The organism is Brevibacillus reuszeri, assembly GCF_002897295.1.
In the GTDB taxonomy this organism is placed as follows: domain Bacteria; phylum Bacillota; class Bacilli; order Brevibacillales; family Brevibacillaceae; genus Brevibacillus; species Brevibacillus reuszeri_A.
In genome coordinates, this window is record NZ_BEXF01000010.1 from 226,647 (window position 1) to 251,929 (window position 25,283).

A 25,283-nucleotide genomic window follows, 5' to 3' on the forward strand; every position below is an offset into this window, starting at 1 on the left:
TTTCTTGGTAGCGGCGGAGGGAATCGAACCCCCGACCTTTCGGGTATGAACCGAACGCTCTAACCAGCTGAGCTACACCGCCAAAAACCTATGGAGCGGGTGATGGGAATCGAACCCACGCGACCAGCTTGGAAGGCTGGAGTTCTACCATTGAACTACACCCGCATACAACACGACAAACCTTGCAAGGTACTAAAGGTGACCCGTAGGGGATTCGAACCCCTGTATGACAGCGTGAAAGGCTGCTGTGTTAAACCGCTTCACCAACGGGCCAAGATGGCGGATGGAGTGGGATTTGAACCCACGAGACGGGTCGACCCCGCCTACACGATTTCCAATCGTGCTCCTTCGGCCGCTCGGACATCCATCCATTCTAGTAAGTGCCGCTAGTTGATCACTTCGGCAAGAATTAATCTATCATATATAAAAAACGTTTTCAAGGGAAATTTCACACAGTATTCCTGAAAAAACGGCCACTTGCCTAAAGCAACTATTTCCCAATCGCAATACTCTGAAGTAATACTCTTGGTATGGTGGTGGTGGCAAGTGGCCAATAGAAGAAAAAATCGCGCCGGACGTCTACCCTGTTTATACGGAAATTGGTGCGGACCAGGCTGTTCCGGACCCGGAGCACCGATTGACGATATTGATTCATGCTGTAAAAAACACGATATTTGCTACGAGAAGCGCGGTTATTTTTCATGCAGCTGTGACCGCGAGCTACTAAACTGCCTCTCCAAAAAGATTAATTACTCTACAGAAAAGGGCAGAATGGCTGCATTAATCTCAGCCTATTTCTCCCGCGCGCAATGCCTTCCTGACAAGGATTAACCCCTTCCAAGGTTTGCGATCACCGCTTATTCCCCACGTTCATTATTTCGAAGCAAATCGGTCATAAATCTGACAAAACTTCCCTGTAATTCCATTGTATTTTTTGGTACTCTATGGAGTGTCCAAGGAGGGTCACCATGGAATTGCACATACGAACCAAAGCCAGCCATGCACCGGCACTACAGAAAGAAATAACTTGTCATGGCATCTGTATTTCTGCTTTACGTCCGTTTGAAAATGATCAAGTCGAATTCATATTCCACTCTATTTCCGAGCACCAGAAGAAGCTGATATCATATACTTTACGCAATTACAGCTATACGCTAACATATCTATCTTAGCCACATAAGCAGGATCATTTTCTCCCCCCTTTTTAGGGGGGTTCTATTTTTGTTCTTCCACTTTTCCCATACGCCGAACATCATCAGCCGACATCGTAGACAGGGTGTTCAAAAACTCGATTTGAAAGCTGCCTGGCCCCTGGTTTTCTACTTTTTGGGCAGCTAGCTCAGCCGCAACGCCGTAGGAGACCAAAGCCTGGACACCCGCTTCCAGCTTATCCTGTTCAACCGCAGCGAATGCCCCCATCACAGAAGTAAGCAAGCAACCGGTTCCTGTCACTTTTGTTAAAATCGGATGTCCATTGTGGATTAGGTATGTTCTCACTCCGTCTGAGATCACATCTACCTTACCCGTAATCGCAACAATGGTTTTGAGCTGCTTGGCGGCCGCAATTGCCAGAGAGATGACATCTTTGTCGCCAACACCTGCGTCTACGCCCTTTATTTGCCACTCTTCCCCGATCGTATTCGCAATTTCAGCTGCATTCCCTCTAATAATGGAAATGTCTAGCTGTTTGACTATTTTCCTCGCTGTTTCGGTACGATACGGTGTGGCACCTGCTCCGACAGGATCGAATAAAACGGGAACCCCGTGCTCATTGGCAGCTTTTCCGGCGATCAGCATCGCCTCTACCTCTTCTTCATTCAAGGTTCCCATGTTTAGTACGAGAGCACCTGCTATTTTGGCCATGTCCGCAACTTCTTCCTTGGCATAGGCCATTACTGGCGATGCCCCCAGCGCCAGTAATCCATTGGCCGTAAAATTGGTCACGACCACATTTGTAATGTTATGTACGAGCGGATTATTCTGGCGTACGAGATCCAGTGATTGTCCAATTCGGTGAAGCTCCATGAATCCTGCCCCTTTCTATCACATCATCAGGTGCTGGGAAGCATTTTATGTACTGCCAAGACCTCCCCGAGCTCTGGATGCTCTTGCTTTACTCCTATGATGATATAGGAACGCTGCAAAAGAGGCAATTCTCGCATCGAAGCTAAGACATTCCAAGACTTATTGTTCTCACAGAAGACCTTGCTATGGAACAAATAATGGCCTGCACCTTCTTTTAAAACATGAATTTCTTCCAGAACTGCGGTAATCTTCACACGGTCATCAGGATGGGCAATCCGATTTTCTTCCACCCATTTTTCCTTCATTTCCTCTACCTTTAGCATTTTCCATTTGTCCAAAAACTGCCAGTCCCTGGAATGGGGAAAGATATGCTTTGTCTCTTCTAAAAAGTGATTGTATTCTCCATGAAGTTGATCAACATAATCTTCTACGTCCTCAGAAATGACGCGAATGGACTCTTCCCCACATGTCCGAATGTGATGTGCGAGATATTTGAAGGACTCAATCATGTCAAAGTCCCCCCATCCCCAAGCTTGTTCGCCGAAAACTCCCCCTCGGGTTCGGCATTTTGTGCAACTGAAGTAATAATATGTAGACATGTAAAATCCCCTATCTCCCTTTTTTGTGTCTATTTCTGGTATCGGAAAAGGAAGCCGTGCAATTTATGTTACATTCGAACCTATTTTCAAAAAATAATTATGTAAACTCGTCGATGTACCGGAAAAAATGCGCTCCCAAACGAAATTCCTACATAAAATCAGGAAAAAATACCCTATTAGAATCAAGCAATCTTCCTTATCATTGTCCACGTAGACAAAACAGTCATCTTACGTAGAGGTATTTTCATGAATAAAAAAATGACAAAAATATCCCTTATTATCAGTCTCTGTCTGCTCCTGGCTCTGCCACCCGATTATGCATGGACAGTGAACGCTGCTGAACAGACTAGCGCAAAGGTACTCGCTACTTCTTTAAACGTGCGCAGTGAACCAAGCTTTCAAGCAGCTGTCGTCGGGTCCTTGTCTTACGGTGCAACAGTCACGATCTCCAAGGAAGCATACGGCTGGGCACAGATCAGCTATAAGCAAACAACCGGCTGGGTAGCAGGCTACTATCTGCAAAAGACCACGAAGGGAGTCGTCCAAGCTGCAAAGCCTGCGGCTTCATCTGGAGCCAGTGTCAGTCGCGGCACCGTCACAGCAGATGCTTTGCGGATGCGCAAAGGACCAGGCTTGGATCAGGACATCGTGCAGGTCTTGCCACTAGGAACCACACTTGAGATTACGGGTCACAAGGCGGATTGGTTGCAGGTCAAAACCTCTGCTGGAAAAACAGGCTGGGTTTCAGCCAACTATGTCGGTCAATCTACTGGCAAAGGGACTTCAAAAGCTACAACAAAGGCGACGAACTCCTCTGGCCTTAAGGGAAAAGTGATCGTCATCGATCCGGGACACGGCGGAAGTGATGTTGGAGCTATCGGACTTAAATGGAAAACGGAAGAAAAGAAGCTCAATCGAGACACTTCGAACAAAGTAGCAAGCAAGCTGCGTCAACGGGGAGCACAAGTTATCATGACCAGAACGAGTGACAGCGAGAAGCCTTCACTTTCGCAACGAGTTGCCGTCAGTGAAGCTAAAGTTGCTGATGCATTTGTCAGCATCCATTACAATTCGTCGATCAAGCCTAACAGTGGAACGTTGACGTTTTTTTATTCGCAAACGAAAGATTATCCATTAGCCCGTGCCATCGAAGCACGTCTACGCAGCAATCAAAGCCTCCCAAGCAATGGCATATCGTATGGAGACTATCATGTACTGCGAGAAAATGCTCAGCCTTCTGTGCTGGTTGAGCTAGGCTTTTTGACCAATGCAAAAGATGAGGCCATCATTCGTACGGCAAGCTATCAGGAACGTGCAGCACAAGCTATTGTGGATGGGCTGGCCGACTATTTTTCCAACTGAAGCAAAAAAACCAACACAAAAAGGGCCCTGTCGACTTCCTAGCGACAAGGCCCTTTTCCTTCCTCATTCTATATGCATGTTTTACAACGATTACACTTCAAATTCATTCGTATTAGCGGTGCGTCATTGAGACGTTGCCATGCCCGTGTCCTTCTTCTTCAGCGGTCTCACGAGTCCCTGCTTCTACCGTCCATGTAATGACGCGGCTGGAAATGACAACAGCCAAAATGGTATACATCATCTCTTTCATCGGTACGTACCAAAACGATAGGCAAAGCACCATAACGTCTAATAAAAGAAAAATCGTACCAATAGACAGCCCTGTGTACTTACTCAGGAGCAAAGACAAAATATCGTCTCCACCCGTTGCCGCTCCATATCTGAGCACTAGCCCTGTTCCCAGCCCAGTCAAAACACCGGACAACAAGGAAGCGACTGGCATCATGTTATGGAGATCCATTACAATTGGGGAATACTGCTCAAAGCATTCATAAAAAGCTGTAAAAGCAAGTGAAGCCAGAATCGTATCCCAAATAAATTGACGCCCTCTCACCAGGCATGCCACAATAAACAGCGGAATGTCGAGCATGAGCATCATCATCGCCGGAGAAAGGTCAAAGGCGTATTTGGCCAGTAATCCCAGTCCGACGAATCCACCCTCAGACAGGTGGTTCTGATAGTTAATGTGATAGTAGGCAAAAGCAAGCAAACATGCACCAAACAAAATCAAACTGTAACGCCTTGATACTTGCAGCGCTCTCCTCATCATGGATTCCTCGCAGTTTTGTCGGTTTTGGCATAGACGCCCAACCAACTACAGAGGAACTTCGTAAGTTTAAGTCGCTACTCATACAAAATGCCTCGCTTCCGTAGTAGATTGGTACGTCTTTAGTGACGTTCAACTACTACGAAGCTAGATATAGGAGAGGTCATACTGTTTCCAGATCGCCCTATGGGGACGCATGGTATCCTGATCCCTTCCATTGCTTTTTCTATATTATAACACAAAAACGGGGAAAAGACGAATATTGCTCGCCTTTTCCCCTTATTAAAACCGAAAAGCTCTGCTCGTCAGCTCCACAGGAACTCCCGCCGTGACCAAAAAAACCTGGTCGCTTATTGCAGCTATTCGCTGATTCATCAGACCAGCGAGATCACGGAAAAGCCTCCCCAGCGGATACTCCGGAACAATTCCATCGCCAACTTCATTTGTGACCAACAAGACGGTCCCTGGATATTCGCGTAATACTGTCAGCAGTTCTGTCAGCTTTTCCATGATCCGCTCCATCGGATTGTCGTTTTCAAGCTTCAACAACCAGTTGGACAGCCACAAGATGAGGCAATCTACGAGTATCACCGTCTCTTTTGACTCTACATCCGGCCTGTTCTTGAGAGCTTGCAAGACGTTAGCGAGCGCATACGGCTCCTCTATCGTCTCCCAGTCAAAAGCCGCATGCTCCCGCCTATGCTGATGCTGGTTTACCCTTTCCTTTAGCTCTTCATCAAATATAGGGGAAGTCGCGATATAAATCCCCGCTGACGCGATATGGGCCGCGTATTTTTCGGCAAAGGTGCTTTTGCCACTTCTAGCGCCTCCTGTGATCAGTACGACCAACCAGATCCCTCCCCTACCTCCACGATTCTGATTTCAAAAAGATCTGCGGCAATTGATGTACCGGATGCTCCATCACAATCGGTCTCGTACCATAGACGTCTTCGATCAGGCTGCTTTGCATGATTTCTCTTGGCCCGCCAACCTGTACCTGTTTTCCTTTGTGGAGCATCAAGATACGATCACAGTACAGCGATGCTAGATTCAAATCATGCAGGACGGCGACCACTGTAACCCCGTTTGTCTTTTGCCAGCTTTTCACAATATCCATCAACTGAATTTGATAGCCGATATCCAAGTAAGTAGTCGGTTCATCAAGCAGCAGCAGCTTTGGCTTTTGAACCAGGGCTTTTCCAAGCGCGACTCGCTGTTTTTCCCCACCGCTCAGTTCATCCAGCCCTCTGTCCTCCAATTGCTGCAAGCCAAGCATCTCGATAATGTCATCAATGAGCGAAGACGCATCCTCCGCCTCTTCTCCAAGCCAGTTCTGGAAAGGGAAGCGTCCCATCTCCAACACCTCTCGAACACGAAAGCCTACTGGTGGAAGTCCTTCTTGCTCGAGCACCGCCAAAATCTTGGCAAGCTCCTTGCGGGTATACTTGCGAAGCGGCTTTTCGTTAATGACAATTTCGCCAGCATCGTAGGAGATTACGCCGGAAATCATTTTTAATAGGGTCGATTTCCCGCTTCCATTTGGACCAATGATCCCGAAAAATTCTCCTTTGTTGACGGAAAAGTGGATGTCCGTCAGAACTACCGTCTGATGATATGACTTTTCTAGGCCAGTGACTTGAATCATTGCCTACCTCCTGCCCAGTCGTTTATTCTGCTTTAACAAATAGGCGAAAAATGGTGCGCCCAGAAAAGCAGTAACGACCCCCAAAGGAATTTCTGTTGGACTCAGTAGCATTCTCGCCACTGTATCTGCCCAGAGGACGTAGATCCCACCGCAAATCGTCGCCATCGGTAACAGCAGTCGATAATCCGGACCTACCATCAGCCGAACGAGATGTGGCACGACTAAACCGACAAAGCCAACAATTCCCGCGATAGAAACAGCACCTGCCGTCAAAAGTGTAGAGACGATCAGGACAACCAGCTTCGTTCGATCCACACTGACGCCCAAGTGAGCTGCTTGCCGCTCTCCGAGAGAAAACAAATTCAGTGCGCGGGCGTATGAAACGAGAACCATCAGACCGACAATCAAATAAGGCAGTAACACATATGTAAAGTCCCAACCCCGAAATGACAAGCTGCCCATGAGCCAAAAGACGATCTCGTTTACAGCTTTATCCGATAGGGATACCATAAACGACACAAGCGAGCCGAGAAATGCTTGAACGACCACACCAGAGAGCAGCAACGTCTCTGTTTGTAGCTTTCCTTGTGTACTCGCCAGTCGTAGTACAATCCACAAGCTGACAAATCCCGTCAGAAAGGCCACAACCGGAATACTCCACTGTCCCAAAAAGGAGATGTGCAGACCAAATAGGATGAGAAAGGCTGCACCGACTGCTGATCCTGAAGCAACGCCCATCGTATACGGATCAGCAAGCGGATTGCGCAGCACTCCTTGAAAGCCAGCTCCTGCAAGAGACAGACACGCCCCTACCAAAACAGCCAATATGACACGTGGAAACCTAATCTTCATCACAATTTGCTCCGAGGATTCTGGCCAACTGACAGGTATCAGGTCACCCAGCCCCGGAAGCTGATGCATCAAAATCAACCATACCTCTGAAAGGGGAAGCTGGGCTGAGCCGAGCGAAATACTAACAACCATAGATGCCAGCAAAGTGAGGCAAGCCACTCCTCCCCATAACAATAGACGCCTTTTCATTTTATTTCACCAGGTCAGGATAAATCGCCTTTGCTACGTCCTTCAAGCCTTGTGTAATACGTGGGCCAGGACGAGAGAGCATATTTTGATCCATGCCAAACACTTGCTTATCGCGAATGGCCTTCATTTTTTCCCAGCCTTTGCGCGAAAGGATAATGTCCTCAAGCTTTTTGGACGTCGCCGTATCAACGATTCCGTTTGCATACAAGATCACATCTGGGTCATCCCGCAAAATCTTTTCCTCGCTAATGGCATTCCAGCCCTCTGTATCGGAAGCAACATTGTTCGCTCCAGACAGGGTAATCAACTCATCCATGAACTCTCCCTTTCCCACGGTCCAGCCAGGGGAGAACTCCAGGTAAACTTTTTTCTTTTCTTCCGGTTTTACGTTTTTTACGGCATCTGTCACTTCCGCAATATCCTGCTTCATTTGTGCAACCAGCTTTTCTGCCTGCTCCTGCCGGTTCGTAATAACACCCATGGCAATGATATTGTTCATGATGTCATCCAGCTTTTTCGGGTGCGTCACATAGACAGGCATGCCCAATGATTTCAGCTTGTCAGCAACAGCCTTTTCCATCGAAATCCCGCCGATAACGAGATCCGGGTTATGTGACAGGATGGCTTCCTCATTTGGCGTTACGACCCCACCTACCTTTGGTTTTGCAAGAGCTGCTTCTGGATAATCATCATATTCAGAGACGCCGACAATCCGATCATCTAGGCCCAACGCGAATAAAATCTCAGTTTCAGCCGGAGAAGTAGAAATAATTCGTTCAGGAGCCTTTTGGAATGTCACTTCTTTACCTGTCGCATCTTTCAACGTTAGCGGGTATGTTGTCTCCTTCACGGTGCTAGTAGGAGGATTCGTTTGAGACGCTTCTTGCTTTGCTGGGGGCTGTGCATTTGGTGCTGGCTGGCTGTTGCCCGCTTCCGAACACCCAACCAAGCTCAAAGCTATCAAAACAGGGATGAATAATGGCAGTGATCGTTTCATTGTAAATTCTTCCTTTCTTTCCTAACTAAAAAAGCCCCTTTGCGTCCACTGCGGAGCAAGGGGCTGGCATTCAGGATGAATTACGTCATAGGTACCACCTGAGCTTGCCGATCCTTTCCGCGAAGGTACTGGCGCAATAAAACAAACAGGCAGGTCTCCTGGCTTACGGCACATCTGAATGCCGCTTCACAGTGGCGGGACCGCGCCGGATTTTCACCGACTTCCCTTTTCACCCCGTTTCTTTTACGAAGAAACAAGGCACCTGTTTGCATGAGGACTATTTTATTGTAAATAAGGTTGTGACTCACCCACCATGATAGCACTCATCCAGAAAAAAAAGAATGAAAAAGAAAACCAAAGTCCTGACAGGTCCTTGGTTTTTCCATTTGCTTCACTATTTTTGTCTTTTTTGTAAATAGTCGATAATCCCCATCGAGCAAACTTCTAAATCCAGCTTTAAAATGCCAAATACTTCGTGGTGGGCAGAAATACCAGCTGTTTGCAGCTCATCCGCTACCCGATTCAAAAGCCTTGAAGCCAGCTCTTCGTAGCCAAGCCCGTCCGCCAAGACAGCTTCCCCTTCTGCGACGAACATAGGCAGCCATTTTGTTACTTGCTGGTACACATCCTCGACCTGGTCAGTCATACCAAAATGACCAAAGTAGATCCGATCCAAGCCACGCTCCCGATAACGGGAAATTGAGTGTAGCATCTTGTCAGGGTCAAATTGATTGGGAGAAGTCGAAGGCAGAACGAGATGCAGACCATTTTCTTTGAGCTGGGGGTAATGTACTCCTGCCGTATCTCCTGTAAACATCCCGTTACTCACTGGGTCGTAGATGCTGAAATGATGGTTGGCGTGACCAGGTGAGTCCAAAAATTCCAGTGTACATCCAGGTCCAATCGTAAGCGTCTCTCCGTCTGCCTTTATGATTAAGCGATCCTCTGGAACAGGAACGATCGGATCGAATAAGGACTCGAACTGCTCCCGGTATACCGCTCGGGCACCCTCAATAAGTCTACTGGGATCAACCAAATGTCGCGCTCCTTTTGGATGGACGACGATTTTGGCATTTGGGCACTCTTGCAAAAACAAGCCCGCACCACCTGCATGATCCAGGTGAATATGCGTAACGATTATGTATTTTACCTGGTCCAGAGAATAACCCAGCTTGGCCAGACCTTCACGAATATACGGGACAGATGGGCTTGGACCTGTTTCGATCAAGGTGAGCTCCTCTTCTGCAATCACATAGGTGCCTGTCCGCCCAGGCAAGCCCAAATCAAAGCCGTCAATCAGGTGAATTCGCTGCCCCAGATGGAGTGGTTCTGTTGTCTGCATACAATCGTTCTCCTTCTCATGTTTTGTTCGTGATCCTGCGCTGTTCTCGTGCTATCCGGCAGCTCCACGACCTGATTACAGTACCCCAGCTTTATCAGTGTTAATTGTACCTTTTGGGCGCTTTCTTTTAGCTGTTCCAATGCTCGTCAACTTCTTATGACAGGAATGGCTTCAACGCCCCTACAATGACGTCTGGACGATCCAAGTGAATAGAATGTGTAGCATGCCTTGCTAAAATGAAGGTTCCTTGATCGGACAATGCCACCTGTTCTTGAATCAATTCCTGCCAAATGGTTTCGATCATTCTTGCTTCTTCTGCGGGCACACCGTCTTGAATGGATGAAAGTACTGACTGAATAGGATCGCGACCAATAACGGTAAGCGGCACTTGAGGAAAACTATCCATTGCCTTAATTCGCCGAGCACAGTCCTCCCAATGTTCGATTTCCGAAGCCATTGCTTTGTACAAAAATGGACTGTACAAAAATGTCTTGATTTCATTTTGTGCCAAATCGGATAGCCTTTGGTGAGCCGAACTCAATACAGGATCTAATATCCCACTCAGTTGCTTGGCATTCATCGTGGCAAATTGTCTACATTTACGAATCCAATACTTATCAGTGTCTTCTATAGATGAAACTGGAATTAGATTCAGCCTTTCCAAAGAATCTGATGTGGAATCAACGAGAATAACTGCCTTTGTTTTCTCCGGGTATGCTTTTGCATAATGCTGAGCGCATAAACCTCCATAGGAGTGACCGACTAAAACAAAAGGCTCCACGATTCCGATATTTTGCAAAAGCTCATCTAATTCATCGATAAATTGGGCAGTTGTTCTCTTTTCCACGCCAACTTCACTTTGTCCACATCCAGGTCTATGAACGATGACATATGCTGCAGCTTCCTCCCATTCATTTACAACTAATTCCCATTCGTATGCCGATGACGACATGCCTGGAAGAATCACCACCTTGGGTAGCCCCGATCCCCCCATAAAACACTCTACTTTTCTCCCTTTACTCATTACAATCTTCCGATTCATAGGAAAAGCCTCCATCATACTGTTATTTCGAGTATACCTTCCCTCCCTACATTTTAACATTTTATTTACTGATTATTTTGAACGAATATCATTTTGCATGGAAAAAAAAGCTGCCCGTGTGAAGGCAGCTTTCGCGATTAGCTATTATTGATGAGACGATTGTTTTCCTGTATAAATCACAACTGCATCTCTTAGAAACTCTGCAAGACCTGGCTGTTCTTTGTCATAGTACGCTGTGAATTTCGGATCGTCTACGTACATCTGCGCAATCCCAGCATGCGCTTCGCTGCTGTAGTGATCCCAATAAAAGCTCAGCCATTGTCGGTGCATATCTGCTGCCTTCTGCGCGAGCTCACTGCCAGGATCTCCGGAGACGAATGCTTGGGCGAGTGTTTTTAGCAGATCATCACCAAGCTGCTCTACTTCAGCATATTGCTCTTCAGTCATCCCTTTTATTTTCGCGTTAGCTTTGTCAATTTGATCGCTTCCATATTTGGCCCGAATTTCTTCGCCGTACTTTTTTTCATTTTCGTCTATAAGCGTTTGCTTGAAGCCTTCAAACTTTTGCTTGTCACTCATTTTACTTTTTCCCTCTCTTTCAGCTAAAGTCATTTCGACATTGGCAATAAGTGCATCTAACTGAGCACGTTTTTCCAGGAGTTTCGCGCGATGCTCCCGCAGTGCGTGGTCAGCGTCATAATTCGGTGAGGTGATGATTTCCTTAATTTCCTCCAAGCTCACACCCAGCTCTCGGTAAAAAAGGATTTGCTGCAGGCGGTCCACCTCTTGCTGTCCGTAGATGCGATATCCGGATGAATTGATTCTCGCCGGCTTGAGAATGTCAATTTCATCGTAATATCGGAGTGTCCGGGTGCTGACACCCGCCAGGAGCCCTAGCTTTTGTACGGTATATTCCACTTTGATCCCTCCTGACAAATTCATCGTACACATTTACGTACCGTCAATGTCAAACACATTCTGATGAAAAAAAAGGACCCAAAAGTTCCTCATTGAACTGTCGTTCTCCATTAGTTGAGAAGAGGCTACCTCGTCGTCCACAGGTAGCCTTCGTTTGCGCAAATTTTCTATTTTATCCATTCCTAAAAAGATATAGACCGAAACCTAATGTATCCCTTCCCCATTCTAGATAAGTATTTCTCCAACTTCTAATTCTTGTAAGCATAGCTTCCACGTCAGGATCATTTGGGTTTTCATAGCAGTAATTTTCAATAGAGCTCGCATAAAGACCCTCGTATGCATCCCAATCATCTTCACTTGCTACTACGGAGTAAAGAGGTGTCAGCCCCAACTGTTCACCCAGCTTTACATTTTCATGATGTGTCTTCAAATCTTCAAGTTGTGCAGCGAGCGCCTGTAAATACTCATGGGGGGGATTTTTCTTCCAATATCCTTCGCCAACGAGAATATATCCACCGGGATGAACGCATTTTCTTAATGCTTGCAACGTAGCTGCTAAATCACCAACTGCATGTGTAGACCCAATACATATACCCAATCGAAACTGTGGAATGGAATAATTATCCATCACTTGTTTTGCATCTTCATTGACAAATTGGATGCGGTCTAACGAAATTCTCCCGTTTGCACGATTACGAGCCGTTTCGATCGAACCTTCATATAGCTCTATAGCAGTGGCTAAAATGTTATATTTCTCAATGTACCGAATGAGTAATTCGCTTGTTCCAGCTCCAATGTCAATCGCTTTATCATCGGGGTTCAACTTTGTTAGATGAATTATCGTGTTGATCTTGCTTTCACTGATTGGATTGCAAAATGCATGGTCCCTGTGGGCTATCGCTGAGAATTTGTTTCTGTCCATTGTTTTCTCCTTTGCTTGAATCGGATTTTAAACAGTGATTGCGCTTTAAGTCATCGGTACAGAAAATCATAATCCCAGCCCCTTTTTCATAACGTTATCAAACATTTTACACTATTCAAGTAATACTTATCTAACAATTATTGGTTCTACGATTACGGTACGGTAAAATAGAACGTCCCTGCATGTAGCTGAATAGCTGGTCATTATTTTTGGGGAACAACATTTAACAAACTTTTCCTTTTTTATGATACAATTATGTTAACCTCAAATGATAACAACATGGACTGCAGGTGAGCGCAGCATGCGATACCGTATGCTTGCTTCATAACCTAGCCTTTCGCTGAAAGGAAAAGGAGGAGATCCGATGCTTTATATTATCGGTTTTGTCGTAGCGGTAGTTGCTGCCGGCTATTTCTTTAGTGGCATGCTTAGTCAGCGTGCCAGAGATAAGCATGCGATTAAAAATTACTCAGACGATGCTTACGCCCAGCAATACATTCAGCATAATTATCATCACCAGAACCATGGTCCGTTTTAATATTCGCATTCGTAAACCAAAAAGGCTGCCCTCCTGGACAGCCTTTTCTTCATGTATCAATAATGAATTACAAAGCTTGGAATGTATCGGTCAATACCGGTACGATTTGTTTTTTGCGGGACACCACGCCTTTGAGAACAGCTTTGTTGCCTGTGAGTGTTACGTTGTATGCTTTTTCTACTGCCTGTGTTGCACTACCCAAAGCAATTGCTACGGAATCGTTGTTCAAAATATCCGTTACGACAAATACGAACAGATCGAGTCCTTTTTCACTGATGATGCTATTCATCGCTGCTTCCAATTCAGCTTGGCGAGCCAGTACATCATTTACGTCTACTGCATTCACTTGGGCGATTTCTACTTTTGCACTACCCATTTGGAATTCTTTTGCATCCAGGGAAAGCAGGTCTGCAATCGTTTTATCGCTCAGATCTGCACCAGCCTTGAGCATTTCCAAGCCATACGTCTCGAGGTTCACTCCAGCGATCTGCGCCAGCTCATGAGCGGCAGCTACATCTTGATCCGTGCAGGTTGGCGATTTCAACAGCAATGTATCGGAAATAATCGCAGACAGCATTAGTCCGGCGATTTCTTTTGGAATCTCCACACCATTTTCCTTGTACAGCTTTTTCAGAATGGTTGTCGTGCAACCAACTGGCTCTGCACGGAAATAGAGCGGGTTGCTGGTTTCAAAATTGGCAATACGGTGGTGGTCGATCACTTCAACTACCTGAACCTGCTCAATGTCATTGGCGCTTTGTTGGCGCTCATTGTGGTCAACGAGAATCACTTCATTGACTTCGTTCGCTACCGTTTCCACCAAGCGTGGTTCCTTCACCTGGAAGTAATCCAGTACAAATTGGGTTTCGCTGCTGATTACACCCAGGCGAACAGGCTCTACATCAGCACCCAGCTTTGTTTTCAAATCCGCGTATACGAGGGCAGAGCAAATGGAATCCGTGTCTGGATTTTTATGACCGAAAATGAGTTTTTTTTCCATGATCCATACTCCTTAGACTTGTTTTGGCGACAAAATTATACCATAGGATAGAGGATATTCCCAAGTAACATTATAGGTTCAAAGTCGATGAATGGAAATAAAGATTTACTACAGCTGCTTGATCGCCGCTTCGATGAAATCAAGGATGCTGTTATCAACCGGATAGTGCGTGATCAATTCAGGGGCTTCTTTTTGAATGCGCCACAGCTTCTCACGCAGCTCTTCTCTACCTGCAAAAATACGGTCGCTTGCTTGCAGGAAGCGCTTTGCCCATTCCTTTGCCTTTTCCGAGGTCGGATCTCGATTTTCATCCGCTTTTATTTCCGCAAACAGCTCTATGAATTCCTGTGTCCGCGGATCATCGTCCTGAATGCGCGGAAGATGCTTTTCGAGGAAATCGAGCTCTTCTTCGGTGAACAAATTGATTAAGCCAATCTTCCTGGCATCGGGCTTTGTTTCATACAAAAGGTGCAAATATCGGAATAAGTTATCCCAATCCATCTTTCCTTCCAGCTTGATGGAGCGTTGCACAACCAGGATGATTTCCTGCATAAGCTTGTACGTTTTCATCTGATTCTCGATTTCTTCTAGCTGCTGCTGCAACAAGTCTTCCCACTCCAACGTGGACTCGTCAAATATGAGCTTTACCTGCTTCAGGTTTAAACCGAGTGCCTTTAGCAGACGAATCTTGTACAGCTTTTCGATTTCCTCCTCCGTATAGATACGGTGACCGCCCTCAGACAAGGCAGACGGTATCAGTAGACCGATCTGATCATAAAAGCGCAGAGTTCGCTTCGTTATTTGCAGAAGCTTGGCGATCTCACCGGTTCCGTACGTTTTTTCTCCCAGGCCAATCAACACCTTTTCATGAGATAACGACTCTATGTTAGACACTTTATTCTTTTTCCAGTTACGAGAAAAAAAGCTGCCGGCATGCCGCCAACAGCTATTTGTGATGTTCCTATTATTATGGTCAAAATATCCTTTTCACGTCAACTTGTCTTAGCGGACCATGACTCCTCCGACATCCATGACATATCATGAAATTCCTTTCCTCACCTGAAAACATGTCTGCGAGTGAGCCACAGCTTAAAAACAAGAGCGCGCATGCCTTCTTCTGCCAAAAGGTACGAATTGTGCCTATTGCTCGCCTGATAGGAGCGTCCTTTGACTTTGCAGGCTGCCAGTCTCCTTCCGTATAATAAAAACATCCGGAAATACCAGACCCGGTAATAAGAGAAAGAGAGCGTGAACCGTTGTGTAAAGCCTATCGTTTCTATCTACCTTTCTATTTGGGACCATACAGAAGGAGAAACGATTTTCATTGGAATCATCCAGTTGGAAAAGTGTATTTTTTTGAATCTATCTGATTGTGACACTGCAAACGGTCGTCATGTCAGTGTTAACGTTGGAAGTGAAAAACCCGGCACGTATTACAATGACTACGCAATCCGTGCAATCAGCACTGGTCACATGCACCGAATCAGATAATCGTAAATAATCTGCGGCACTCTACTTCATGATGTAGAGTGCCTTTATTATGAGAGCTTGAGCGGAGGCTATTACTTACTAACAAAAAAGGTACTGCGTGATCATTGCTCTGACCACGCAGTACCACTTAATTGATTTCTCTGTACAATTCCTTTTTCCCTAAATGCAAATCATCGAATTCAAATCCCGCGGATAGTACGTCAGCATTTCGATTCCATCCTCTGTAACAGCTACAGTATCAGAATGACGGAAGCCACCCAGCCCGCGGACATATATACCTGGCTCAACAGTCAAAACCATGCCTGGTTGAATGATCGTGTGATCTCCAAGGTCAAAGAACGGAGCCTCATGTCCAAGTAGTCCTATAGCATGTCCGGTATGATGCGAGGTCAGATGCTGAATTTCGTTTTCTTTAAAGAATGCTTGGACTGCTTCCTCCACTTTTGACATGGGAATCCCGGGCTTGATGTTTTCGAAGGCGATGTCTTGTGCTTGAACCATGTAATTGAAATATTTTTCTTGTTCCTTGCTTACCTCCTGCACAAACATCGTCCGCTCCAGCTCACTGTGATAGCCCCATACTTCACCAGCTGCTCCCGTGACGAGTGTATCGCCCTTTTTCAGGACGAGGTTTTGGGTCACCGCATGTGGGAAAGCGGACATCGCCCCTACTTGCCCACGGAAAATGGCATAAGCAGTGTTTCCATGCGGCTTGTAATCAGCTCCAAGCGTCTCAATCATTGCCATGGTCGCCTCAGAGCTCGCTCGCGTTGTGATTTCGATTTCGCTAAGACCGGGCTTGGAGTATTTTTGCAGCAAGCGGTGAGCCAGATTTCCCCAACGGCATGATTCCTTGATCAGCTCAATTTCCGCTTGAGATTTGATGACCCGCATTTCTTCCACCCAGCCATAAATCGATTGGAACTGCTGTGCCTCTAAAAACTGGCTCACTTTAGGTCCGCGATAGCCCATGGAGGAGCCGTAGCCGTCTGCATCAAAGCCTACCCGTTTTCCTACGAAGCCTGCTTCAAGCAAGGCGTCCTTAAAATATTCCATCGGATGACGCAGTCCTGGATATTCAGGATAGGAATGAACCTTGTCTACATACGCGAATTCCTCAGCATGCTCATGCTCAAGTGCCGGAACGAACAGATGCGTTTGCTGCTTGGAATCAATGAAAAAGCCAATCGGTCTTTCTGTCGGGTGAAAATGAAAGCCTGTCAGGTAAAAAATATCGGTGACGCTAAACAAAATGGCACAATCCAGCTGATTTTGTTGCAGTCTCGCAAAAAGCTTTTGCTGGCGCTCAAGAATTTCTGCTTTTGGAATGGCTAGTAACATACAAATCTCCTCTTTTCATCGTTTGATTTTATGTGGAATAAATGTGGCAAGCGACGACATGATTGCCTAAATCAACTACGGGCGGCTTTTCTGTTTTGCAGATCATCATGCAATCCGGGCAACGCGGGTGAAACGTACAGCCCTGCGGTGGATTTAACGGGCTCGGTACATCCCCAGTCAGAATCACGCGGTCCTTTTCCTCGTCTGGATGCGTAATCGGAACGGCAGACAAAAGGGCCTTGGTGTACGGGTGCTTAGGGGCGGCAAATATGTCCTCCGTCTTCGCCAGCTCCACCAGCTTACCGAGGTACATCACGCCAACCCGATCCGTGATATGTCGAACGACACCCAGATCGTGTGAAATGAATAAATAGGTAAGCTGGAAGTCCCGTTGTAATTTCAGCAGCAAATTAATGACCTGTGACTGAATCGAAACATCCAGTGCAGAAACCGGCTCGTCCGCAATAATTAGCTCCGGCTGGAGAATCACGGCCTTGGCAATTCCGATCCTTTGGCGCTGTCCCCCGGAAAATTCATGCGGATACGAATGCAGGTGATATTCTGAGAGTCCGACGACTTCCAAAATTTCAATCGCCTTTTTGACTCGTTCTTCCTGCGAGTACAAGCCATGAACGCGCAGCGGCTCCGTCAAGATTTGCAGGATCGTCTTTTTTGGATTCAGAGAAGCGTATGGGTCTTGGAAGACCATCTGCATTTTGCGGCGCAGCTTTCTCATTTTTTCATAGGAGAAACCTGCAATATTTTCTCCTTGAAACCAGATTTCACCTGAAGTCATTTCCTGCAGCCTGAGAATCGCTCGACCCGTCGTGGACTTTCCGCAGCCACTCTCACCCACCAGTCCGAACGTCTCCCCTTTGTACACCGTAAAGGAAACATCATCGACTGCTTTTACTTGCTGCTTTGGCTGAAACCAGCCTTTCTTGATATCGTAGTATTTTTTCAGCTGTTTGATTTCTAACAAAGGCTCAGGTAGCATGGGCAGCAACCTCCTGATGCTCGTGCGTATATAGCCAGCACCGGCAAGACTGATGAGTCAAGGAAAGGAGCGGTGGTCTCTCCTGCCAGCACTTCTCCACTGCCTCTGTGCAACGGGGTGCGAATGTGCAGCCTTGTGGCAGCTCGTCTGGACGAGGCACACTTCCCGGGATCGATTTCAGCTCTCCTTTGCGCTCATTGGAGTTAGGCATGGATGCAAGCAGTCCTCTTGTATACGGATGCTTCGGTGAATTGAAAATCGTCTGCACATCCGCATTTTCCACCACCTGACCTGCGTACATGACTACGACGCGATCACACATTTCGGCAACAACTCCAAGGTCGTGAGTAATCAGCAGGATCGACATCCTTTTTTCATGCTTGATCCCCCTCATCAGCTGCAGGATTTGCGCTTGAATCGTCACATCGAGCGCCGTCGTCGGTTCATCCGCGATCAAAAGCTTTGGTTCACAAAGCATGGCGAGCGTTATCATCGCTCTCTGCCGCATCCCTCCAGACAATTGATGCGGATACTCGTCGATGATCTGCTCGGCTCGCGGAATTCCTACCGACCGCAGCATCTCGATGATTTTGGTACGGATTTGCTTTTTGTTTAAGCTTGTATGCTGTCTGAGCGGCTCGCTTAGCTGCTGTCCGATTGTAAAAACGGGATTGAGGGAAGTCATCGGTTCTTGAAAAATCATCGAGATTTCGTTGCCCCGCAGCTTTCGCATCTCCTTTTCGGGCAGCTCGGTAATGTCACGACCATCAAAGAGAATGTGCCCGCTTTCTACGTAAGCCATTGGCTTTGGCAACAGCCCCATCACGGATAACGAGGTGACGCTTTTCCCACAGCCTGACTCGCCCACAATCCCTACGGTTTCTCCCGCATGAACAGTCAGGTCTACTCCATTTACGGCTTTGACCACTCCACCAGCAGTCTTGATATGGGTTTGTAATTGCTTTACCTCTAAAATAGGGGACCCTTTGCCCATCCTCGTCACCTCTTTCAATTTCCCTTCAGCTCCGGATCGAGAACATCACGCAGCCAATCCCCAAACAGATTGACACCTAATGCCGTGATGACAATCGCAATGCCAGGAAAGGTAATCAGCCACCAGGCACTGAAAATGTAATCCTTGCCTTCGCTGAGCATGTTGCCCCAGGCTGGTTGTGGAGGTTGAACACCAAAGCCTAAAAAGCTGATCGAGGCTTCCGCAATGATATAAGTGGCGATTTGCAAGGATGAAAGGACAATAATCGGTGTGAACAGGTTTGGGACAATATGCCGAAGTATGATCTCCCATCGAGGCACGCCGGTAGCGATACAAGAGAGGATGAACTCCTTTTCCCGTAAAGCCAATACCTCGCTGCGAACCACCCTTGCGTAGATGATCCAGCCGGCAAACACAAGCGAGATGATAATATTTTGCAGCCCTGCCCCCATCACAGCGTTAATCACCAGTACCAGCAAAACAAAAGGAAAGCTCAGCTTCACATCGACGATCCGCATGATGATGATATCTGCCCAGCCGCGAAAATACCCGGCAATGAGACCAAGCGTTGTCCCGATCAACCCTGCAAACAGAACGGTGCAGCTTCCGATAATAAGTGAGACACTCGAACCGTGGATCAGTCTGGAAAAAATGTCACGTCCGAGCTGGTCGGTTCCCAGCCAATGTCCGTCAGACAGCGGCGGCAGCAGCTTTTTGCCGAGCTCTGCCTGATTCGGATCGTAAGGCGCTACCCATGGACCACATAAACCGAGGAACAGGACACCGAGTATGATGAGAAAACCGATGGTACCTGTCGGACTTTTGAGCAGCTGCCGCAACAAGCTTCGCCATTTTGGCTCTCTTTTACGAAGCATATTCACGGGTTGAGGGTTGACTCCGGTTGTGGTAATGGTCGTTTGGTTCATGCGGCACCCCCTACTTGAATCGAATTTGCGGATTGACGTAGGCATAGAGCACATCGACCACGAAGTTCATCACGGAATAGATGAAAGCGATCAAGAACACGCCCGCCATGACGACCGGAAAATCCCTGTTTAACAGCGATTGCATCAATAGTCGGCCCATTCCTGGCCAGGAAAAGACTGCCTCCACAATAACCGCCCCTCCGAGCAAGACACCCAAATCCAGTGCAACGAGCGTGATAATGGGGATCAACGTATTTTTCAACGCGTACACGGAGAGGATTTTGTAAGTGGGTACACCCGATGCTTTTGCTGTCCGAATATAATCCTTTCGCAAAACGTCCAGCATGGTCGATCGGGTAAAGCGGGCAAAGCGTGCTACACTGTACGCAGCCAGGGTCATCGCAGGTAGAATCAAATGAATCAGTGACCCTCCCCCTCCTGTTGGCAGCCATTTTAACTGAACAGCAAATAGATAGATCAGGATGAGCCCGAGCCAAAAGCTTGGCAATGCCTGGCCCAGCACCGTAAAAGCAACTCCTGTCTGATCAAGCAGCGTATTTCGCTTGTATGCCGAAAGAATGCCGATCGGCAGTGCGATCAGAAGAGAAAGTCCGAGCGATGTAAAAGCAAGCTGAAATGTCGCCGGTATCCGATCCAGCACCATCTGCAGAGCATCCTCACGGGTTCGCAGGGAATTTCCAAAGTCACCTTGTACAGCATTGGCTATGAACTCCGTATATTGAACGTATAACGGGCGATCAAACCCAAGCGTTTTGCGGAATTCTTCGAGCTGTTCCCGTGGAGCATCTGGCGGCAGAAAAAGTGCGGTAGGATCGCCGGACAAACGGATAATGAAGAAAACCGTCGTCAGCGCCAGAAAAAGCACGACTATCACTTGACCCGTTCGCTTGATGAGATAATCTAGCATAGAACCCTCCTGCCTGCGTAAATCTCACTTTCTATGTGAAAGCACGGCTACTGATTCCACTTCATCTCGAACACCAGGAACTTTTCATCCGGACGTGGTGTGAACTGCAGTTTTTTGGAGACAGCATACAGATCGCCTTGCTGCCAAAGTGGTACCCAAGCGGCTTCATCGACCAACCGATGCTGCAAATCATCGAATGCTTTTTTGCGCTCGGCAGGATCGAAGACTGGCAGTGCTTTTTGGATCATCGCTTCTACGTCCTTGTCGTAAAAGCCGCTATACGGTGCTTTTTCTGTAAATAGATTTTCGATCGTACCTTGTGCGTCAAAGGCAGGACCCCAACCGAGGATAAACATATCCTTCATTTCATGCTGACGAATCTTGGCGAGATGATTTCCCCATTCATTTGCCTGCACGTTAACCTGAATCCCGATTTTTTGCAGCTGCGATGCGATCGCTTGGGCCACATGGGTATCCATTGGATAGCGTCCGTTTGGCGTATCCAGCTGGAGCTTCAGGCTTTTCGGATCAATACCTGCTTCTTTTAGCAAAGCAATCGCTTTATCCGGATCATAGCCGTAGTCTTTAGTTTCCGTGTAATCTACGTTCACTTTTGACAGCGGTCCTGTCATTTTCGTTCCGTTTCCGTTGAGCACAGAATTCAACAGCTCGTCCACATCAATCGCGTAATTCAGTGCCTGACGTACTCTCTTATCCTTCAAAGGACCATCGTAAAACGTATTGAGAGCCAGGTAGTTAATACGGGAGGACCCGACCATCGCGATTGTACCGTTCTCACTACTTTTCACGCGCTCTACTGAATCGACAGGGACATTTTTGAACAGATGAATTTCTCCACTCAGAAAAGCTGACAGTCGCGCACTGAATTCTGGAATGATTTTAAAGGTCAGCTGCTTAATTGTTGGGGGACCTTGCCAGTAGTCCTCATTTGCCACCAGCTTGAGTGAATCATCGCGAGTCCACTTTTCAAACTTGTAAGCGCCTGTTCCTATCGGATTCATGGCCGCCTTTTCCAAGCCCACTTCCTGCGTATGCTTCGGTGCCATAATCAACAAATCATCCGTAATTCTCAGCAACAAAGTAGGAAACGGTTGAGACGTGATGATGTGAACGGTATTGTCATCGATCACTTTTACTTCTTTAATATCCTTCCAGCGAGAGCGGTAAAAGGAATTGTTCTTTTCATCCAAAATATAGTCAATGTTGAACTTCACTGCCTCGGCATTGAACGGCTCTCCATTCGTGAATTTCACACCTTCACGAAGCTTGATCTCCCATGTGAGAGGATCAAGGTTTTTCCACTCCGTCGCCAGGCTCGGAATCAAGGCTCCTTTTTCATCCCGGTCGATCAACGGATCATAAATATTGCGAATCTGGATATCTGTAACGTAATTGACATCCGTGTTTGCTAACATGGTAGCGGCATCGGCTTCAAATCCAATGATCAGTTCTTGAGAAGGCGCAGCAGGGGATTCGGTACTGGTTGCAGGCTGACCAGCTGGTTGTGAGGTAGCCGGGGCCGTGCCTGCCGTTTCAGGCGTACAAGCTGTAAGGAAAACGGCAAAAAGCAGAAGCAAGACCAGAAGCATTCGATTTTTCCGTAACAAGGTAATCCCCCTCTTCTCTAATTGAGTCAGATATAACGAAAAATTCGGAATTCACTTACATTTTATCAAAGAGAGTATTTCTTTCTACGTATGTTTCTATGAATTTTGGAGCGTAAACTTGTATGATTTAACGAAAAAGGAGTGGCCGGAACCCATGAAACGAGAGCTGAGTCACAGACAATTGCAAATGCTGATTCAAGTGTCAAACGCCATTAATTCCACTCTGGAGCTCGATGTTGTCTTCAATACGATTATGAAAGAGACGCTATCTGTCATTGAAGCTGCTGACGAAGGCTATTTGTTTTTGTACGACCCAGAAGAAGACTATCTCATCGCCAAAAGTATCTTCCTGAAAAGTAATGATATTCTCTCCGTAGTTCGACTAAAGCCGGGTGAATCGATGACGGGCATCACCTATTTGAACAAAAAATGCACGTTATTCCCCGACAGGGAGAGCGTCTATCAGGCAACCCGCACCATGTCCGCGATCAATCAGGCTAAATTGCAGGCAGCCGATCCGATCTTTCCCTACTCCGCAGCTTGCGCCCCTATCATGACGAATGGTGTATGCATTGGAGTAATTACGCTCGACTGCTTCCATCCTGACAAATCGTTTCAACCAGATGATTTGCAGCTGCTCGAAGCCATCTCTCATCAAGCAGCAGTTGCCTTGGAAAAAGCCAGTCTTTACCGAGCGCGGGAAATCTCGATCTCATTACTCGAAGAAATGAACGTGCAAATGAACCGACAAAATCAGTCACTAAATCGGTCACTGGAAATTCATCGGCACCTGGCGGATCTCGTTTTGCATGGGGAAGGCGTAAACGCCATTTTGCCATACATTCAGCAATTAATGGGGACGCCTATTCTCCTGCTCGATCAAATGGGCGAGCTGATCGCTTCATCCACCAAGCCTCTCACGGCAGCCGAGGAAGAAAAGCTCGCGCAGATTCGCAATGTGATTCACTCCTTGCCGTTAGGCTGCATACCCCGGCCACTACCAGAAGTAAGCGCAACCACAAATGGATTTAGCTTGCTTCCCATCGGGGCTAGAGCAAATTTACTCGGCTATTTGGCTTTGCTCACTTCAGACCCGTTTGATGAGATCGACAAGGCTGCTCTGGAGCACGCAAGCACCGTAATATCCTTTGAGCTCGTAAAAGAACAGGCGATTTTTGAAACTCAGCAAAATTTGAAGGGGCATTTTATTGAGGAGCTTTTTACCGGAAAAATTAATCACCAGCTCATTGATCAAGCGAAGCATCTGCAGCTTGACGCAAACCGTTCCTATCAGGTTCTGACCATTAATCTGGAAAGCACCCAGCATGATTCATTCGACCTGTACAAGCGTATTCTGGCCGTTCGCAGAAACCTCACGCAGGTAGCGACAGAGCTTTTTTTGCAGCGCTATCCGCATGGGTTGATCGTGACCAAAAACGATCATCTGGTCATCCTGCTCTCATATGCACAGTCATTCTCGGAGCTGGAAACACAGCGCCATCTCAAAGAGCAATGTCAGCTTTTCGGAGAGTACATTCAGAAACAAAAATGGGGCTTGAAAGCAACAATCGGAATTGGAAGTGTGAAGCGTGGCTTGCATGAGGTGTATAAATCGTCAGAGGAGGCAGCTAAATGTTTGCAATTTTTAAAAACCTATCAAACAGATTTGCGATATGTCAGCTATACGGAGCTTGGAGGCAACCGCCTGCTCTTGCAAAACTCAGCAGATGACCTCATCGCCTATGTACTCGATGTTTTAGGCCCGCTGCTCTCTTATGAAAAGGCCAGGAAAAGAGAGTTTTTACTAACCCTTTCTGCCTATCTGGACAACAGCTTGAAAATGAAAGAAACTGCCCAAAGCCTCAATATCCATCTGAACACCTTGATATACCGCATCAAACGCACCGAGGATATATTAGGCTTTTCACTCACGGATCATAAGCATTTCATGGATGTATGCATGGCCATCCACGTCTATCAGCTATTGGAGGTGCAAATCGAGCAGCGACTCGCCCAACGCAGGGCAGAGAGCAAATCGTATTCCTAGGGAATGTCTGTAAGTAAGGTTTCGGTATGTAATAGAGGAAGGCTAGTCGGTTCATTCATTACCTGTACACGCGAGAGTGGCCTCGGTGTATCAGAAGCCCTAGCGATGGAAAGGAATAGGAGCATCGGGTTTTTGGTATTTTTTATAATAGAGAGGAGAACAATCAATGATCAGCAAAGTCGGTCAAATTATGTTGTATGTAAATAACCAGGATGCAGCGGTTGATTTTTGGACGGAGAAATTAGGATTTAGCGTCATTTCTGAAGAAAACAACGGTCAAGGAATGAGATGGATTGAGATTGCGCCAACCAAGGACGCAGAAACAAGCATCATTCTCCACAATAAGGAATTCGTAGCTAAAATGTCCCCTGGTTTAAATCTTGCTACCCCTTCTCTCCTGTTTTTTTCTGAGAATATCGATGATCTGCGTAGCGAGCTGTCCAATAAAAATGTGAAAGTCGGAGACCTTGTAACAATGCCCTCTGGCCGCGTATTTAACTTTGCAGATAACGAAGAGAATTACTTTGCTGTGCTGGAGAAGAAGTAGCTTGCGATCGTTTGACGAGGGATGGATCATTATAATGCGGCTGACAACAATCGTCGGCCGTTTTTTTGTGCGGAATGAAGTCTTATCATCAATAGTTCAGCACATCCCTATAATAAAGTAATTTTTTACAAAAACAGAGAAACTTTTCCGTTTTTATTTTGTCTGAATCTGATGAGAACAATTTTTT

The 25,283-nt window shown here is 46.7% G+C and carries 25 protein-coding genes, 4 tRNA genes and 1 riboswitch; of the genes, 5 read left to right on the forward strand and 24 right to left on the reverse strand.

What is annotated here, in order from left to right:
* Window positions 1-5: 5 nt before the first annotated feature.
* From C3B52_RS17880 to C3B52_RS17915, 6 genes are all read right to left on the reverse strand, one after another.
* Window positions 6-82: transfer RNA gene (locus C3B52_RS17880), tRNA-Met, on the reverse strand.
* 9 nt (window positions 83-91) lie between these two features.
* Window positions 92-165 (reverse strand) — tRNA-Gly (locus C3B52_RS17885).
* 34 nt (window positions 166-199) lie between these two features.
* Window positions 200-273, reverse strand: a tRNA-Glu gene (locus C3B52_RS17890).
* A gap of 4 nt (window positions 274-277) precedes the next feature.
* Window positions 278-370, reverse strand: a tRNA-Ser gene (locus tag C3B52_RS17895).
* An 845-nt stretch (window positions 371-1,215) separates the two neighbouring features.
* Window positions 1,216-2,025 carry a hydroxyethylthiazole kinase gene (thiM, locus tag C3B52_RS17910; protein ID WP_103107760.1) on the reverse strand — a complete coding sequence of 270 codons (810 nt, stop codon included), beginning with the start codon at window positions 2,023-2,025 and terminating at the stop codon, window positions 1,216-1,218.
* A gap of 26 nt (window positions 2,026-2,051) precedes the next feature.
* Window positions 2,052-2,534 carry a hypothetical protein gene (locus tag C3B52_RS17915; RefSeq protein ID WP_235615764.1) on the reverse strand — a complete coding sequence of 161 codons (483 nt, stop codon included), beginning with the start codon at window positions 2,532-2,534 and terminating at the stop codon, window positions 2,052-2,054.
* A gap of 336 nt (window positions 2,535-2,870) precedes the next feature.
* Between C3B52_RS17915 and C3B52_RS17920 the strand changes: the two genes are divergently transcribed.
* Window positions 2,871-3,986: an N-acetylmuramoyl-L-alanine amidase gene (locus C3B52_RS17920; protein ID WP_235615765.1), complete on the forward strand. Its 1,116-nt coding sequence runs from the start codon at window positions 2,871-2,873 to the stop codon at window positions 3,984-3,986.
* Between the two features lie 112 nt (window positions 3,987-4,098).
* Here the strand turns inward: C3B52_RS17920 and C3B52_RS17925 are convergent, their stop codons facing one another.
* The 10 genes from C3B52_RS17925 to C3B52_RS17970 all read right to left on the reverse strand — a co-directional run bounded on the left by C3B52_RS17925 (window position 4,099) and on the right by C3B52_RS17970 (window position 12,659).
* The gene (locus tag C3B52_RS17925; protein ID WP_103107762.1) at window positions 4,099-4,755 is read right to left on the reverse strand and encodes a YitT family protein; all 657 of its coding nucleotides are present in this window, start codon (window positions 4,753-4,755) and stop codon (window positions 4,099-4,101) included.
* A gap of 279 nt (window positions 4,756-5,034) precedes the next feature.
* Entirely contained in the window at window positions 5,035-5,601 is a 567-nt protein-coding gene (gene cobU, locus C3B52_RS17930; protein WP_103107763.1) for a bifunctional adenosylcobinamide kinase/adenosylcobinamide-phosphate guanylyltransferase, read from the reverse strand.
* 13 nt (window positions 5,602-5,614) lie between these two features.
* The gene (locus C3B52_RS17935) at window positions 5,615-6,397 is read right to left on the reverse strand and encodes an ABC transporter ATP-binding protein (RefSeq protein ID WP_103107764.1); all 783 of its coding nucleotides are present in this window, start codon (window positions 6,395-6,397) and stop codon (window positions 5,615-5,617) included.
* A 3-nt stretch (window positions 6,398-6,400) separates the two neighbouring features.
* Window positions 6,401-7,438 (reverse strand): FecCD family ABC transporter permease, encoded by a 1,038-nt coding sequence (locus C3B52_RS17940; RefSeq protein WP_103107765.1) that lies wholly within the window; start codon window positions 7,436-7,438, stop codon window positions 6,401-6,403.
* A 1-nt stretch (window position 7,439) separates the two neighbouring features.
* Window positions 7,440-8,435, reverse strand: coding sequence for an ABC transporter substrate-binding protein (locus C3B52_RS17945; RefSeq protein WP_103107766.1), 996 nt, complete (start codon window positions 8,433-8,435; stop codon window positions 7,440-7,442).
* 131 nt (window positions 8,436-8,566) lie between these two features.
* A riboswitch (cobalamin riboswitch) is annotated at window positions 8,567-8,716 on the reverse strand.
* Between the two features lie 113 nt (window positions 8,717-8,829).
* Window positions 8,830-9,777 carry an MBL fold metallo-hydrolase gene (locus tag C3B52_RS17950; protein WP_103107767.1) on the reverse strand — a complete coding sequence of 316 codons (948 nt, stop codon included), beginning with the start codon at window positions 9,775-9,777 and terminating at the stop codon, window positions 8,830-8,832.
* A complete protein-coding gene (locus C3B52_RS37130; RefSeq protein WP_103107768.1) occupies window positions 9,732-9,917 on the reverse strand; it encodes a hypothetical protein in 186 nt (61 codons plus the stop codon). Before C3B52_RS37130 ends, C3B52_RS17950 begins: the two co-directional genes overlap by 46 nt.
* Window positions 9,918-9,931: 14 nt before the next feature.
* The gene (locus tag C3B52_RS17960) at window positions 9,932-10,837 is read right to left on the reverse strand and encodes an alpha/beta fold hydrolase (RefSeq protein WP_164684822.1); all 906 of its coding nucleotides are present in this window, start codon (window positions 10,835-10,837) and stop codon (window positions 9,932-9,934) included.
* 126 nt (window positions 10,838-10,963) lie between these two features.
* Window positions 10,964-11,737, reverse strand: a complete 774-nt coding sequence (locus tag C3B52_RS17965) for a MerR family transcriptional regulator (RefSeq protein ID WP_103107770.1) — start codon at window positions 11,735-11,737, stop codon at window positions 10,964-10,966.
* 172 nt (window positions 11,738-11,909) lie between these two features.
* Window positions 11,910-12,659, reverse strand: a complete 750-nt coding sequence (locus tag C3B52_RS17970; RefSeq protein ID WP_103107771.1) for an SAM-dependent methyltransferase — start codon at window positions 12,657-12,659, stop codon at window positions 11,910-11,912.
* Window positions 12,660-13,023: 364 nt separating this feature from the next.
* Here C3B52_RS17970 and C3B52_RS36510 point away from each other — a divergent pair, with 364 nt between their 5' ends.
* Window positions 13,024-13,197: a hypothetical protein gene (locus C3B52_RS36510; protein WP_164684823.1), complete on the forward strand. Its 174-nt coding sequence runs from the start codon at window positions 13,024-13,026 to the stop codon at window positions 13,195-13,197.
* Window positions 13,198-13,264: 67 nt separating this feature from the next.
* On the opposite strand, the gene C3B52_RS17975 is transcribed toward C3B52_RS36510, so the two are convergent.
* Together C3B52_RS17975 and C3B52_RS17980 are read right to left on the reverse strand one after the other, a co-directional pair.
* Window positions 13,265-14,197, reverse strand: a complete 933-nt coding sequence (locus C3B52_RS17975) for a manganese-dependent inorganic pyrophosphatase (protein ID WP_103107772.1) — start codon at window positions 14,195-14,197, stop codon at window positions 13,265-13,267.
* A 108-nt stretch (window positions 14,198-14,305) separates the two neighbouring features.
* The gene (locus tag C3B52_RS17980; RefSeq protein ID WP_164684824.1) at window positions 14,306-15,091 is read right to left on the reverse strand and encodes a MerR family transcriptional regulator; all 786 of its coding nucleotides are present in this window, start codon (window positions 15,089-15,091) and stop codon (window positions 14,306-14,308) included.
* Between the two features lie 354 nt (window positions 15,092-15,445).
* Here C3B52_RS17980 and C3B52_RS17985 point away from each other — a divergent pair, with 354 nt between their 5' ends.
* Complete coding sequence (locus C3B52_RS17985; RefSeq protein WP_103107774.1) at window positions 15,446-15,688, forward strand: hypothetical protein; 243 nt, start codon at window positions 15,446-15,448, stop codon at window positions 15,686-15,688.
* A gap of 159 nt (window positions 15,689-15,847) precedes the next feature.
* Here C3B52_RS17985 and C3B52_RS17990 read toward each other — a convergent pair whose 3' ends face one another.
* From C3B52_RS17990 to C3B52_RS18015, 6 genes are read right to left on the reverse strand one after another with little or no spacing between them, the layout of a single operon-like run.
* A complete protein-coding gene (locus C3B52_RS17990) occupies window positions 15,848-17,029 on the reverse strand; it encodes a M24 family metallopeptidase (RefSeq protein ID WP_103107775.1) in 1,182 nt (393 codons plus the stop codon).
* Window positions 17,030-17,057: 28 nt separating this feature from the next.
* A complete protein-coding gene (locus C3B52_RS17995) occupies window positions 17,058-18,026 on the reverse strand; it encodes an ABC transporter ATP-binding protein (RefSeq protein WP_103107776.1) in 969 nt (322 codons plus the stop codon).
* The gene (locus tag C3B52_RS18000; protein ID WP_103107777.1) at window positions 18,016-19,020 is read right to left on the reverse strand and encodes an ABC transporter ATP-binding protein; all 1,005 of its coding nucleotides are present in this window, start codon (window positions 19,018-19,020) and stop codon (window positions 18,016-18,018) included. The genes C3B52_RS17995 and C3B52_RS18000 overlap by 11 nt, the downstream gene beginning before the upstream one ends.
* Window positions 19,021-19,034: 14 nt before the next feature.
* Window positions 19,035-19,946: an ABC transporter permease gene (locus C3B52_RS18005; RefSeq protein WP_201264905.1), complete on the reverse strand. Its 912-nt coding sequence runs from the start codon at window positions 19,944-19,946 to the stop codon at window positions 19,035-19,037.
* A gap of 10 nt (window positions 19,947-19,956) precedes the next feature.
* On the reverse strand, window positions 19,957-20,874 hold the full coding sequence (locus C3B52_RS18010; RefSeq protein WP_103107778.1) for an ABC transporter permease: 918 nt from the start codon (window positions 20,872-20,874) through the stop codon (window positions 19,957-19,959).
* A 47-nt stretch (window positions 20,875-20,921) separates the two neighbouring features.
* Window positions 20,922-22,502 carry an ABC transporter substrate-binding protein gene (locus C3B52_RS18015; RefSeq protein WP_103107779.1) on the reverse strand — a complete coding sequence of 527 codons (1,581 nt, stop codon included), beginning with the start codon at window positions 22,500-22,502 and terminating at the stop codon, window positions 20,922-20,924.
* A gap of 154 nt (window positions 22,503-22,656) precedes the next feature.
* Here C3B52_RS18015 and C3B52_RS18020 point away from each other — a divergent pair, with 154 nt between their 5' ends.
* Complete coding sequence (locus C3B52_RS18020) at window positions 22,657-24,549, forward strand: helix-turn-helix domain-containing protein (protein WP_103107780.1); 1,893 nt, start codon at window positions 22,657-22,659, stop codon at window positions 24,547-24,549.
* Between the two features lie 166 nt (window positions 24,550-24,715).
* Window positions 24,716-25,096, forward strand: a complete 381-nt coding sequence (locus C3B52_RS18025; protein WP_103107781.1) for a VOC family protein — start codon at window positions 24,716-24,718, stop codon at window positions 25,094-25,096.
* Window positions 25,097-25,283: the final 187 nt, after the last annotated feature.

Coding starts and splice junctions, on each gene's coding strand:
- thiM (WP_103107760.1), bottom strand. CDS start 2,025: ATGGAGCTTCACCGAATTGGACAATCACTGGATCTCGTACGCCAGAAT.
- C3B52_RS17915 (WP_235615764.1), bottom strand. CDS start 2,534: ATGATTGAGTCCTTCAAATATCTCGCACATCACATTCGGACATGTGGG.
- C3B52_RS17920 (WP_235615765.1), top strand. CDS start 2,871: ATGAATAAAAAAATGACAAAAATATCCCTTATTATCAGTCTCTGTCTG.
- C3B52_RS17925 (WP_103107762.1), bottom strand. CDS start 4,755: ATGATGAGGAGAGCGCTGCAAGTATCAAGGCGTTACAGTTTGATTTTG.
- C3B52_RS17935 (WP_103107764.1), bottom strand. CDS start 6,397: ATGATTCAAGTCACTGGCCTAGAAAAGTCATATCATCAGACGGTAGTT.
- C3B52_RS17940 (WP_103107765.1), bottom strand. CDS start 7,438: ATGAAAAGGCGTCTATTGTTATGGGGAGGAGTGGCTTGCCTCACTTTG.
- C3B52_RS17945 (WP_103107766.1), bottom strand. CDS start 8,435: ATGAAACGATCACTGCCATTATTCATCCCTGTTTTGATAGCTTTGAGC.
- C3B52_RS17950 (WP_103107767.1), bottom strand. CDS start 9,777: ATGCAGACAACAGAACCACTCCATCTGGGGCAGCGAATTCACCTGATT.
- C3B52_RS17960 (WP_164684822.1), bottom strand. CDS start 10,837: ATGATGGAGGCTTTTCCTATGAATCGGAAGATTGTAATGAGTAAAGGG.
- C3B52_RS17970 (WP_103107771.1), bottom strand. CDS start 12,659: ATGGACAGAAACAAATTCTCAGCGATAGCCCACAGGGACCATGCATTT.
- C3B52_RS36510 (WP_164684823.1), top strand. CDS start 13,024: ATGCTTTATATTATCGGTTTTGTCGTAGCGGTAGTTGCTGCCGGCTAT.
- C3B52_RS17975 (WP_103107772.1), bottom strand. CDS start 14,197: ATGGAAAAAAAACTCATTTTCGGTCATAAAAATCCAGACACGGATTCC.
- C3B52_RS17990 (WP_103107775.1), bottom strand. CDS start 17,029: ATGTTACTAGCCATTCCAAAAGCAGAAATTCTTGAGCGCCAGCAAAAG.
- C3B52_RS17995 (WP_103107776.1), bottom strand. CDS start 18,026: ATGCTACCTGAGCCTTTGTTAGAAATCAAACAGCTGAAAAAATACTAC.
- C3B52_RS18000 (WP_103107777.1), bottom strand. CDS start 19,020: ATGGGCAAAGGGTCCCCTATTTTAGAGGTAAAGCAATTACAAACCCAT.
- C3B52_RS18005 (WP_201264905.1), bottom strand. CDS start 19,946: ATGAACCAAACGACCATTACCACAACCGGAGTCAACCCTCAACCCGTG.
- C3B52_RS18010 (WP_103107778.1), bottom strand. CDS start 20,874: ATGCTAGATTATCTCATCAAGCGAACGGGTCAAGTGATAGTCGTGCTT.
- C3B52_RS18020 (WP_103107780.1), top strand. CDS start 22,657: ATGAAACGAGAGCTGAGTCACAGACAATTGCAAATGCTGATTCAAGTG.
- C3B52_RS18025 (WP_103107781.1), top strand. CDS start 24,716: ATGATCAGCAAAGTCGGTCAAATTATGTTGTATGTAAATAACCAGGAT.